The following is a 12,434-nucleotide window of genomic DNA, read 5'->3' on the forward strand; positions in this document are numbered from 1 at the left end:
CTGCCGGTGCGCCCCGACCGGCGCACCGGCACGCCACTCAGCCATGGACGGCATCACGCATGAAACGCACACCACCACCACGCCTCGCCCCGGCGGCACTGCACAGGCCCGTCTCCCTGGTCCTGTCCGCCCTGCTGGTCGGCGGACTGATCCAGGCCGCCGCCTCACCCGCCGCGGCGGCCGGCCACCCGATGCCGGGCGTCCCCGCGGCCGACAAGCCCGTGCCCGGCACCAACGGCCTCAAGGCCCGGCCCCGCACCCTCCCCAAGGGCCCGCGGACCCCGGCCGCACCGCCCCACCGCTCCTGGCCCCGGCCGGGCACCGCCACCGTGGAGATACCGCGGCACGGCTCCGGCCGGCCCGGCGGCCTCCCGCTGCGCGTCGCCGCGCCGAAGACCCCGAAGCACGCCGCCCACGGCACCGTCGAGGCCCGGCTGCACAGCCGCGCCCAGGCCCGGCGAGCCGGCGTCGACGGGCTGCTGTTCACCCTCAAGGCCAAGGACCACGCGAAGAAGACCGCCCCGGCCGGCGCCGGCCAGGTCGCCGTCACCGTCGACTACGCCGGCTTCGCCCAGGCGTACGGCGGCGGCTACGCCTCGCGGCTGCACCTGGTCGAACTGCCCGCCTGCGCCCTGACGACACCCGCCAAGGACGCGTGCCGCAAGAGCACCCCGCTCGCCACCCGCAACGACACCGGCCGGCAGACGCTGACCGCGAGCGCGGTGAACCTCCGCTCCGCCGCGGCGACCGTCCTGGCCGCCGAGGCCGAGACCGGCGGCGCGAAGGGCGACTTCAAGGCCACCTCGCTGGCGCCGTCGGCGACCTGGAGCACCCAGCTCAACACCGGTGACTTCACCTGGTCGTACGACATGCCCGTGCCGGACGTCCCCGGCGACCTCACCCCCGAGGTGGGCCTGGACTACTCCTCCGGCTCCATCGACGGCCGCACCGGCACCACCAACAACCAGGGCTCCTGGGTGGGCGACGGCTTCGAACTGTCCCCCGGCTTCATCGAGCGCCGCTACAAGCCGTGCGCCGACGACGGCGAGAAGAACGCCGACGGCAACAAGCCGGGCGACCTGTGCTGGGCCTACGACAACGCCTACCTGACCTTCAACGGCAAGGGCGGCGAGCTGGTCCCCGTCGGCAACGACGAGTTCAGGCTCCAGCAGGACGACGGCACCCGGATCGCCCACCTGACCAGCAGCGAACGCGGCAACGGCGACAACGACGGCGAGTACTGGCGGCTGACCTCGCCCGACGGCACCCGCTACTACTTCGGCTACCACCGGCTGCCCGGCTGGGCCGACGGCAAGGAGACCACCGACTCCGCCTGGACCGTGCCGGTCTTCGGCAACAACACGGGCGAGCCCTGCCACGGCACCGACTTCGCCGGCTCCTGGTGCCAGCAGGCCTGGCGGTGGAACCTCGACTACGTGGTGGACACCCACGGCAACGCCATGGGCTACCACTACGCCAAGGAGACCAACTCCTACGGCCGCAACCTCAAGGCCGACGCCGACACCCCGTACATCCGCGGCGGTTACCTCCAGCGCATCGACTACGGCCTGCGCTCCTCGCGCATGTTCGCCGACAAGCCGTCGGCCCAGGTCGTCTTCGACAGCGCCGAGCGCTGCCTGCCCCAGGACGGCGTCACCTGCGCGCCCGACACCATCGACACCAAGTCGTACTACTGGTACGACACGCCGTACGACCTGAACTGCAAGCCCGGCACCAAGTGCGACAGCGGCCGGCTGACGCCGTCGTTCTGGACCCGCAAGCGGCTGACCTCGGTCACCACCCAACTGCTGAAGTCCGACGGCACCTACGGCAAGGTCGACTCCTGGCAGCTCACCCACCGCTGGGGCATGGCCGACACCGACTACCAGCTCCTCCTGGACAGCGTGCAGCACTCCGGGCACACCGCCACGCCGTCGATCACGCTGCCCAAGACGACCTTCGCGTACACCCAGCTCGCCAACCGGCTGGACCGCACCGGCGACGGCTACGCGCCGTTCATCAAGGCGCGCCTGTCCACCGTGGCGGACGAGTCCGGCGGGCAGATCGACGTCAACTACTCCGCCCCGGCGTGCGACGCCGACGCGCTGCCGACGCCCGAGACCAACACCACCCGCTGCTTCCCGCAGTTCATCGGCGGTGACAGCAGCGACGCCCCGGACCGCGAGTGGTTCAACAAATACGTCGTCACCTCGGTGACCGGGACCGACCGCACCGGCGGAGCCCCGGACCAGGTCACCGCCTACGACTATCTCGACGGCGCCGCCTGGCACTTCGACGACGACGACGGCCTGACCAAGGAGAAGTACAAGACCTGGTCGCAGTGGCGCGGCTACGGACACGTCCGGGTCCGCACCGGCGGGCAGGGCGGCGCCGCGGCCATGAAGTCGCAGCAGGAGCACTACTTCCTGCGCGGCATGGACGGCGACCGCAAGACCACGACCGGCGGCACCAAGTCCGTCAGCGTCCCGCTCGGCACGGGCGAGGGCGACCCGATCACCGACGACGAGACGGCCGCGGGCTTCGAGTACCGCACGCTCGCCTTCGACCAGCCCGGCGGCAAGGTCCTGGAGAAGACCGTGAGCCGGCCCTGGCACCACGAGACGGCCCGCAAGGTCCGCGACTGGGGCACCCTCACCGCCGACTTCACCGGCACCTCCGAGACCAGGCACTTCACCTCCCTGGACGACGGCGCCGGCGCCAAGTGGCGCACCACGGCCGCCTCCACCAGCTACGACACCGTCGCCGGCCGGCCCATCCGGGAAGAGGACCTGGGCGACCTCTCCACGACCGACGACGACCAGTGCAAGCGCACCACCTACGCCACCAACACCGACAAGAACATCCTGCTGCTGCCCGCCCGGGAGGAGACCGTCGCCAAGGCCTGTGACGCCACGGTCGACCGCAGCAAGGACGTCGTCGAGGACATCCGCACCGCCTACGACGGCGGCGCCTACGGAGCGGCACCCGTCAAGGGCGACGCGACGGCCACCGCGCCGCTGAAGAGCCACGACGGCACCAAGGCGACCTACCTGGAGGCCGGCGCCGCCTACGACGACTACGGCCGCGAGACCGCCGCCACCGACCTGACGGCCAACGTGACCGTGACCGGTACCGCCGACCCGGTGCGCACCGCCCGCACCGACGGCCGCACCACCACCACGGCCTACCTCCCGGCCACCGGCCTGCCCACGCAGACCAAGACCACCACGCCGCCCGCCGACCCGGCCGACGCGGCGAGCGCGCAGACCACCACCAAGGACCTCGACCCGCTGCGCGGACTGCTGCTGAAGCAGACCGACACCAACGGCAACGTCACCACCTACGCCTACGACGCCCTCGGCCGCTCCACCAAGGTGTGGCTCGCCGACCGGGCGACGACCGGCGTGCCGACGTACGAGTACGGCTACTCGGTCACCGAGGGCAAGCCCGTCACCGTGGCCACCAGGCTGCTCAACAACGAGGGCGGCCAGATCACGTCGTACAAGCTGTACGACGGCTTCCTGCGGGAGCGGCAGTCGCAGGCGCCCGGCCCGGACGGCGGCCGGATCATCTCCGACGTCTTCTACGACGAGCGGGGACTGACCACCAAGACCTTCGCCCCGTACTACGCCACCGGCAGCCCCGTCGCCGAGCTGTTCCAGCCGGCCGACGCGCTGGGCGTGGAGACCCAGACCCGCACCTTCTACGACGGCCTGGGCCGCCAGGTCGAGGAGCGGCAGATCGCCGGCAACGGCGACGGCGGCACCGTCCTGTCCACCAGGAAGACGATCTACGGCGGCGACCGCACCACCCTGATCCCGCCGGTGGGCGACACCACCGTCACCTCGCTGGTCGACGCCCGCGGCAACGTCACCGAACTGCGCCAGCACCACACCCGGGACCCGCAGTCCGCCTACGACAGCACCACCTACGAACACACTCCCTCCGGTGACCTGGAGCGGGTCACCGACCCGGCCGGCAACCACTGGAGCTACACCTACGACCAGCTCGGCCGCCAGGTCTCCTTCAGCGACCCGGACCGCGGCGACACCGACACCACGTACGACGACCACGGCCAGGTGATCTCCAGCACCGACGACCGCGGCACCACCCTGGTCACCGCCTACGACGGACTGGGCCGCAAGACCGAGGTGCGCGAGGGCTCCGCCACCGGCAAGCTGCGGATCAAGTGGACCTACGACACCGTCACCGGTGCCAAGGGCCAGCTCGCCGAGTCGATCCGCTACGTCGACGGCCAGGCGTACACCACCGCCGTGACCGCCTACGACAAGCTGTACCGGCCCGTCAAGACGGCCACCGTGATCCCGGCGGCCGAGGGCGCGCTGGCCGGCACCTACCAGTCCGGCACCGCCTACAAGCCCTCCGGCCTGGTCGCCTCGCTCAGCTACTCCGCCGCCGGCTCGCTGCCGGGCGGCTCGATCAACTACACCTACGAGGACCAGACCCTGCGGCCGGTGTCCGTCTACGGCCAGGGCATGACCTCGACTGCCACCTACAGCCAGACCGGCAAACCGCTGGTGTACAGCTTCGGTCTGACCAGCGGCGGGAAGAAGACCCAGGTCACCAACACCTACGAGTTCGGCACCCAGCGCCTGGCCACCACGCGCGTCGACCGTGAGGGACAGGCCGGCGTCGACCAGAACGTCAGCTTCCGCTACGACGAGGCCGGCAACGTCCTCTCCCTGCGCGACGTCTCCCGCACCGGCACCGACAACCAGTGCTTCAGTTACGACTACCTGCGCCGGCTGACGGAGGCGTGGGCCCAGGGCGACCAGACCTGCGCCGCCGCCCCGTCCGCCGACAAACTGGGCGGTCCGGCCCCGTACTGGCAGTCGTACACCTACGACAAGGCCGGCAACCGGCTGACCGACACCCGGCACGACCTCGGGGGCGACTCCGCCAAGGACGTCAGGCACACCTACGCGTACCCGCCCGCGGGCACGCCCAAGGCGCACCAGCTGACCTCGCTCACCACCCAGGCGCCGACGGGCACCAGCCGCACCGACTACGTCTACGACGCGACCGGCAACACCACCGACCGCGGCAGGCAGCACCTCGACTGGGACGCCGAAGGGCTCCTGGCCAAGGTCACCGAGCCCGTCGACGGCAAGCCGGACAAGGTCACCGCGTACCTGTACGACGCCAACGGCAACCGGCTCATCGACCGCACGGGCGACCGGACCACCCTGCACCTCGGGCACACCGACGTCACCCTCGACAAGGGGGCGGCCAAGGCCAAGGCGACCCGCTACTTCGACCTCGGCAGCGGCCACCAGGCCGTGCGCGCCGACGACGGCAGCTTCTCCTTCACCCTGGCCGACCACCACGGCACCGGTCTGCTGGCCGTCGCCGCCACCGACCTCGCCCTGACCCAGCGCCGCGTCCTGCCCTTCGGCGAGACGCGCGGCACGGCACCGGCCTCCTGGCCCGGGACCAAGGGCTTCGTCGGCGGCATCGACGAGACCAAGGACACCGGCCTCACCCACCTGGGGGCCCGCGAGTACGACCCGCAGACCGGCCGGTTCCTCTCCGTCGACCCGATCATGGACCTGGCCGACCCGCAGCAGATCAACGGCTACACCTACGGCAACAACAACCCGCTGGTGTACTCCGACCCGGACGGGAAGTTCTTCGGCTTCCTGGACCTGTTCAAGCTGATGAAGAAGACGATCGACTTCTTCCTCAACAAGGTCCCGAACAAGAACCCGGGCTTCATGCAGCGCCGGGCGCAGGCGCCCGCCGTGAGCAACACCAGACTCCGCGGCGCGCTGCAGCAGATCTACCCGAAGGCGCAGGCCAAGCAGGTGTTCGGCAACGGCAAGCTGTCGACGGCCCTCATCCACGAGTTCAACACCGGCAAACCCCTGCCGTCCAAGACCCAGTTGCACCTGCAGAAGGGCTGGGAGACCATGAACGCCCTCTCGGACATCCTGGAGAACGACCGCAAGGCCAGGGAGACGGGCAAGAACACCAAGAAGACCCCCATGCTGTCCGACGCCGATCAGAAGGTGGCCAAGGCCGAGGCCCGGGAGCTGTGGGACGCGCTCAACTCCCGCGACGTCACCGGCAACATCAGGAAGCGGATGGACGCCGACACCAGCATGAAGGAGGCCGTCAAGACGGGCTTCGACGAGGTGGCCAAGACACCGGCCGTGAAGGACCTCACGGGAACGGAGTTCAAGCCGGTCAAGTTCAAGAGTCCCGAGCCGATCGGCCAGCCCACCCGGCTGCGCGGATTCTCCAGGACCCTCGGTATCGTGGGCAGCATCGCGACGGTCGCCGAGACGCCTTCCTACGTACGCCAGTACGGATGGAAGGACGGAGTGTGGGAGCTGACCAAGGACACCCTGGACCCGTTCGGGTTCCACGAGGCCCTGGAGCCTTCCACGACCGAGAACTGGGCCTGACCCCGATCACCGAGGGCTAGTCTGGCGATGAGAACGGGGTCCGCCGTGCACCTGGCACGGCGGGCCCCGCGTCGTTGGACCCGGCCACCGCACACACGACAGGAAGCCATGAGCGACACCCCCGCCGAGAAGATCCCGGTCGAGGAGATCCCCTCTCTGCTGCTGCGCATGATCCCGGAATCCGCCGACGCCATCGCCGAGCTGTACGACCGGCCCGCGGAGGCGGTCGTCAGGGCCGGGGACACGTGGAAGCGGCTGTACCGGCTGCTGGCCGAATGCTTCACGACACCCGTGCTGATGCCCGAGCTGGAGAGCGGCAGTCCCGACGCCGAGCTGCTCGGCCGGTGCTGGGACTTCGTGGAGCGCATCGTCGTCCACCCCAGCGAACTCGTCAGCGGCGCCGTCTACTTCGAGGTGCTCGAACAACTGCTGAACGCCGAGGGGCTGGTCGAGGCGGCCTGGCCCTATATGAAGGGCCGGACGCGGACCGCAACCCTGCGCATGCTGGACGGCTACGACGTACGGCTGCCCGGCATCAACCGCCGCTGAGCCGCCCGCCGCGGCCCGCCCGCCGCGGGACTGCCGGAGCGGTCAGACGAAGAACGCGTTCATGCCTCGGACGTCGGACAGGTATGTCTCGATGCTCGCGATCCTGCCGTCGCGCAGCCGGCAGACGGTGGACAGGTGCTCGTCGAGCCGGACGTCGCCGCGCCGGGCGGTGTTGTGCAGGGACAGCGCCATGTTCTCGCGGCTGACCAGGATGTGCAGCAGCCGGAAGTCGAGGCCGTAGGAAGCGATCTTCCTGGCCCGCTCCACGACCGCGTCGGCGCCCACCGCCGTGCCCGAGACGGTGTTGTCGCCGGGCAGCGTCCAGGTGGCGTCGTCGGTGAGCAGGCTGCGGATGCCGTCCCAGTCGCCGGCGGCGAGGAAGGCGTGGAACCGCTTGCCGAGCTGGTGGGCGGCCTCGTACCGGTCCTCGTGCTGAGGCATGTCTCCTCCACGGAAAGCAGTTAAAGCGGTGATCATTGCGTTAGTCAGCGTAGGACGTTCGCTCGCTAAAGCGCAAACTTTTGCTTTAAGCTGGGGGCATGCCCGCCAAAAGCAACGACAGCCGCCCCGGAGGCCGCAGTGCCCGCGTCCGCGCCGCCGTGCACCAGGCGGTGGTGGACCTCGTGCGGGAAGTCGGCGCCGACAAGGTGACCGTCCCCGCGGTCGCACGCCGGGCTGGCGTCAACCCCAGCTCCGTCTACCGCCGTTGGGGCACGACCGCCGCCCTCCTGGCCGACGTGGCCGCCCGGCGCCAGGACGAGGAGACGCCCGAGCTGCTCGGCGACCTCCGCCAGGACCTGGAGCGGGTGGCGGTGTGGACGCTTCGGGACCTGTCCCGGCCGGACGGCGTGGCGTTCTTCCGCGCCGAGGTGGCCCCGGACGTGGACGAACGCCGGGCCGGACTGCGCGCCTGCCTGGACCGGGTCAGCGCCCGCTTCCGGGCCCCGCTGGACGCCGCCGCCCGGCGGGGCGAGACGCCGCCCTCGCTGGAGCGCGTACTCGACCGGATCGTCGCCCCCCTCTACTTCCGCGTGGTGTTCTCGGTCCCCGGAACGGACGAGCGGTTCGCCCGGGAGCTGGTCGCCGAGCTGTGCGGTCCCGGCCGCGCGGCCGCCGCGTCTCCCGGCCCGGCCGGCGACAGCGACGTTCCTTCCTTCGGGTGATCTCCTCGCGGACCGGCGGCGCCCGGACCCGGCGGACGCGGATCGTGGGACGGGGGCGGTCCGTCGGCTGACCGCCTTCGGGACGGCCTCACCCACACCACCACCGCCGGGAGCACACCGTGACCCCCACCGCGGCCACCCTGGCCCAGGTACGGAGCAGCCTCGCCACGGGCCGGGCGGTCGTGCTGCCCAACCCCGCGCCGCTGACCCACGTGATCACCGCCACCGGGCCGCGGGCCGTCAACGAGGCCAAGGGCCGGCCCCCCGGACGGCCGGTCGCCCTCTGGGCCCACCACGCCGGCACCCTGCGCGCACTCGACCCGCTGTGGGACCTCACCCCGCGCTGCCGGACGCTGGCCCGGTGGCTGCTCGCCGAGGAGCACCTGACCGTACTCCTGCCGCTGCGCCCCCGCGCCACGTGTCCGGCCTGGCTCGCCCCGGCGGAGAAGGACGGCTGGATCCTGCTGTTCGGCGCCCGCTGGGACCCGCTGCGACCCGTACTGGACGCACACCCGCTGCTGTACGTCAGCAGCGCCAACCGCACCGGACGGCCGCCGGCCGCCACCACCGCCGAAGCCCTCGCCATGTTCCCCGCCACCGTGCCCGTCCTCGCCCCGCCGCCCGGCCCGGACACCCCGCGCGAGGCGGTGCCCCGGCAGGCGACCACCACCGTGCGGCTGCATCCCGACGGCCGGCTGCTGCTGCACCGCGACGGAGCCCAGAACCGGCCCTACCCCCGCCCCGAGGACTACCTCGCCCGCCTGCGGGCCCGCGCCGGCGGCCGGGACACCGGCCGGCCCGGCCCGCGCCGCACCTGAGCGGGAAGGCGTGGTCAGCGCGGGATCACCCAGTCCGGCGTCCAGGTCCCGGCGGCGTCGTGGCCGGCCGCCGTGGCGGCGAGGTGCGCGCGGAGCGTGACCAGCGCCGGGTGCGGGTTGTCGCGGTGCCACAGGAGCGCGTGCGGGTAGACCGGCGTCGGGTCGGTCACCGGGATGCGGCGCAGTCCGTGACCGGCGGGCCCGACGGCCTCGTCACCGGCCGGCGGCAGCCGCGGGAGGGTGTGCTCGCCCATGAAGGTGGCCAGGTCCGGGGTGCCGGCGATGGTGTCGAGCAGCGCGTCGGAGCCGAAGTTGGGCCCGGTCGCCTCGATCGTGAGACCGAACTCGGCGACCAGATCGTCGTAGTAGGCGCCCCACTCGGTGCCGGGGACGACACCGGGCATCCAGATCCGGTGCCCGGCGAGCCGCGCGAGGGGCACCGACCGGGCACCCGCGAGCGCGTGGCCGGGGCCGGTGAGGAGCTGGAGCGGCTCGTCCAGCACCCGGACGCAACTGATGTCCCGGGGGAGGGGCCGGCCGGGCGCGGCGACGGCGCGGAAGGACGCGTCGATGCTGCCGGACCGGAGGGCGGCGACGGCCGTCTCGACCTCGTGCAGCATCACCACGTCGAGGTCGGTCCCGGGGTGCGCGCGGTGGAAGTCGCGCATCAGGCCCGCCGGCGCGACGCGCGAGGCGATCACGTCGACGCGCAGGGGGCGGCGGCCGGTGTGCACGGAGGCGGCCGCGCGCTCGGCGACGCGCAGCAGCTCGCGCGCGTGCGGCAGGAACGCCTGTCCGTCGATGGTCAGCCCGGCGCCGCGCGCGCCGCGGGTCAACAGCCGCACGCCGAGGCCGCGCTCCAGCGCGGCGATGCGCTTGGAGACGGCCTGCTGGGTCACCGCCAGCTCGACGGCGGCCTCCTGGAACCGCCCCGTGTCGGCGACGGCGACGAAGGTCCGGACGGTGTCGAGATCCATGGCGCCCACCCTACGGCCACAACCGTTGGTTGTGGCGGGCGTCTCCGCGGTTGTTTGCTCCCGGGCCGCCGGGCTCGCTTGGATGTCCCGGACGCGGATCGGACGCGGATCGGACGCGGATCGGACGCGGATCGGACGCGGACCGGTCGCGGATCGGTCGCGGATCGGACGCGGACCGGTCGCGGATCGGTCGCGGGCACGGACGGTGGGACGAGTGGCGGGGCGTGGTGGCATGAGCAGCGGGTACCGGCTGGGGCGACGGTTCGGGTGGCTCTGGGCGGCGTACGGAACCAGCGCGCTCGGCACCTGGCTCGCCTTCGGCGCCTTCCCGCTGATCGCCGTCCACGTGCTGCACGCCGGGCCGGCCCAGGTCGCCGCGCTGTCCTCCGCGGGCGTCGCGGTGGGCGCGGCCGTGGCGGTGCCGCTGGGCCCCTGGGTGGAGTTCCGTCGCAAGCGGCCGGTGCTGATCGCCATGGACCTCGTGCGGTGCGCGGCGCTGCTGACGGTCCCCGTCGCGTTCGCCCTCGGCGTGCTCACCTTCGTCCAGCTCCTGCTGGTGTCGGTCGTCGTCGCGGCGGCCGACATCACCTTCCGCGCCGCCTCCGGGGCGTATCTGAAGGGGCTGCTGCCGGCCGAGGACCTGCTCGTCGCCAACGCCCGGCTGGAGTCCACGTCTTGGACGACCACGATCATCGGGCCACCGCTGGGCGGCGTCGCGTTCGGGCTCCTCGGTCCGGTGGCCACGGTGCTGGCCGACGCGGTCAGCTATCTGCTCTCGGCCCTGGGCATCCGCGCGACGGGCGGCCCCGAGCCGAGCCCCGGACACCGGGAGGCCCCGCGCGTACGGGTCCGGGACCTGCGCGACGGCTGGCGCTCCCTCCTCGCCGACGCGACCCTGCGCCCGCTGTTCTTCCACACCGCCCTGTTCAACGGCCTGGTGATGGCCACCGAGCCGCTGGTGGCCTTCCTCCTGCTCGCCCGGCTCGGGTTCACCCCGTGGGAGTACGGCCTCGCCTTCGCCGCGCCCTCGGTCGGCGGCCTGCTCGGCTCCCGGCTGGCCCGGCCGCTGGTCACCCGGTTCGGGCAGCACCGGGTCCTGCTCGTGGCCGGCACGGCACGCGCGGTCTGGCCCCTCGGCCTGGCCTTCCCCAGGCCGGGCACCGGCGGGCTGCTGCTGGTGATGGGCGTCGAACTCGGGCTGATCTTCTGCTGCGGCGTCTTCAACCCCGTCTACGCCACCTACCGCCTCGAACGCACCGCCGCCGGCCGGGTCACCCGCACGCTGTCCGCCTGGACCGTGACGACGAAGGCCGCCACCGCGCTGCTGACGGCCGTCTGGGGCGTGCTGGGCGGTCTGCTCGGCCCGCGCACGGCCATCGGCCTGGCCGGCGTGCTCCTGCTGGCGACCCCGCTGCTGCTGCCCCGCCGCGTGACACCGCTGCCCGCCGCACCGGAACCGGCCCCGGCCCGTACCTGACCGGGCGGCCCCTGGCCACCCGGTCAGGCGGGATACAGCGGGATACGGCAGGATGCAGCGGCCCTAACCGAGGAAGCCCGGCGTCCCGGACGCGGGACCCTCCCCGGCGGCGGCCGGTCCCACCGGGACGTCACCGCGCAGGGTGATGCGGTGCATGACGCGGTGCTGGTCGCCGTAGTCGCGGTTGGCGTAGTGCGCCGTGCCGCGGTTGTCCCACAGCGCCACGTCACCGGGCTGCCAGCGGTGCCGTACGACGTGTTCGGGCTTGGTGAGGTGGGCGTAGAGGATGTCGAGGATGCCCCGGCTCTCGTGCTCCGAGACACCGACGATGTGCGAGGTGAAGCCGGGGTTCACGAACAGGCCCTTGCGGCCGCTCTCCGGGTGCACCCGCACCACGGGGTGCTCCACCGGCGTCAGCTCGGTGAAGACCTCGCCCTCCCACAGGTTGCCGCGGCCCTTGCGGCGCTGGGCCAGGTAGTAGCCGAACTCCCGGGTGCCGTCGTGGACGGCGGTGAGCGTGTCGACGTACGCCCGCAGCCCGGGCGACAGCGACGCGTACGCGAGCTGGCTGTCGGCCCAGTTCGTGTCACCGCCGCTCGGCGGCAGGACCACGGCCCGCAGCACGGAGATCGCGGGCGGCCGCCGCACGAACGTCACGTCCGTGTGCCACACGTCGGCGAACCCGTTGTCCTGGCTGTCCAGGGAGTACACCTCGGGCGCCACGTCACCGGAGTCGTGCACCGGATGCCCGGTCGTGACCTCGCCCAGCCTCCTGCCGAACTCGATCTGCGCGGCGTCGTCGAGGCCGTGCTGTCCGCGCACGAAGAGCACCTTGTACCGCACGAGTGCTTCCCGGACCGCGCGGACCTGCTCGTCGTCGAGCCGGCCGAGGTCGATGCCGTGGATCTCGGCGCCGAAGTGCGGGCCGAGTTCCACGACCGCGAGCCCGGCCGCCGCGGGCCGGTCGCTGAGAACGCTCATCGGGGTGTCCTTTCTGCTGCCGCGAGGCAGGGATACGGGAA

The 12,434-nt window shown here is 72.4% G+C and carries 8 protein-coding genes; 5 read left to right on the plus strand and 3 right to left on the minus strand.

The window, feature by feature from the left end; all coding sequences use genetic code 11:
- Positions 1 to 59: 59 nt before the first annotated feature.
- Together ACZ4SV_RS34580 and ACZ4SV_RS34585 are read left to right on the plus strand one after the other, a co-directional pair.
- The gene (locus ACZ4SV_RS34580) at positions 60 to 6,428 is read left to right on the plus strand and encodes an RHS repeat-associated core domain-containing protein (RefSeq protein ID WP_468010330.1); all 6,369 of its coding nucleotides are present in this window, start codon (positions 60 to 62) and stop codon (positions 6,426 to 6,428) included.
- Positions 6,429 to 6,536: 108 nt separating this feature from the next.
- Complete coding sequence (locus ACZ4SV_RS34585) at positions 6,537 to 6,977, plus strand: hypothetical protein (protein ID WP_468010334.1); 441 nt, start codon at positions 6,537 to 6,539, stop codon at positions 6,975 to 6,977.
- A 42-nt stretch (positions 6,978 to 7,019) separates the two neighbouring features.
- Here the strand turns inward: ACZ4SV_RS34585 and ACZ4SV_RS34590 are convergent, their stop codons facing one another.
- On the minus strand, positions 7,020 to 7,418 hold the full coding sequence (locus ACZ4SV_RS34590) for a nuclear transport factor 2 family protein (RefSeq protein ID WP_468010338.1): 399 nt from the start codon (positions 7,416 to 7,418) through the stop codon (positions 7,020 to 7,022).
- A gap of 98 nt (positions 7,419 to 7,516) precedes the next feature.
- Here ACZ4SV_RS34590 and ACZ4SV_RS34595 point away from each other — a divergent pair, with 98 nt between their 5' ends.
- Both ACZ4SV_RS34595 and ACZ4SV_RS34600 read left to right on the plus strand, forming a co-directional pair.
- Positions 7,517 to 8,140 (plus strand): TetR/AcrR family transcriptional regulator, encoded by a 624-nt coding sequence (locus ACZ4SV_RS34595; RefSeq protein WP_468010342.1) that lies wholly within the window; start codon positions 7,517 to 7,519, stop codon positions 8,138 to 8,140.
- Positions 8,141 to 8,259: 119 nt separating this feature from the next.
- Complete coding sequence (locus tag ACZ4SV_RS34600; RefSeq protein ID WP_468010345.1) at positions 8,260 to 8,958, plus strand: hypothetical protein; 699 nt, start codon at positions 8,260 to 8,262, stop codon at positions 8,956 to 8,958.
- Positions 8,959 to 8,972: 14 nt separating this feature from the next.
- Here the strand turns inward: ACZ4SV_RS34600 and ACZ4SV_RS34605 are convergent, their stop codons facing one another.
- Complete coding sequence (locus tag ACZ4SV_RS34605) at positions 8,973 to 9,935, minus strand: LysR family transcriptional regulator (RefSeq protein WP_468010349.1); 963 nt, start codon at positions 9,933 to 9,935, stop codon at positions 8,973 to 8,975.
- Positions 9,936 to 10,167: 232 nt separating this feature from the next.
- Here ACZ4SV_RS34605 and ACZ4SV_RS34610 point away from each other — a divergent pair, with 232 nt between their 5' ends.
- Positions 10,168 to 11,412, plus strand: a complete 1,245-nt coding sequence (locus ACZ4SV_RS34610) for an MFS transporter (protein WP_468010353.1) — start codon at positions 10,168 to 10,170, stop codon at positions 11,410 to 11,412.
- 63 nt (positions 11,413 to 11,475) lie between these two features.
- On the opposite strand, the gene ACZ4SV_RS34615 is transcribed toward ACZ4SV_RS34610, so the two are convergent.
- Complete coding sequence (locus ACZ4SV_RS34615) at positions 11,476 to 12,393, minus strand: TauD/TfdA dioxygenase family protein (protein ID WP_397946483.1); 918 nt, start codon at positions 12,391 to 12,393, stop codon at positions 11,476 to 11,478.
- Positions 12,394 to 12,434 lie beyond the last annotated feature (41 nt).

It is taken from the genome of Streptomyces sp. NPDC027672 (assembly GCF_055566335.1).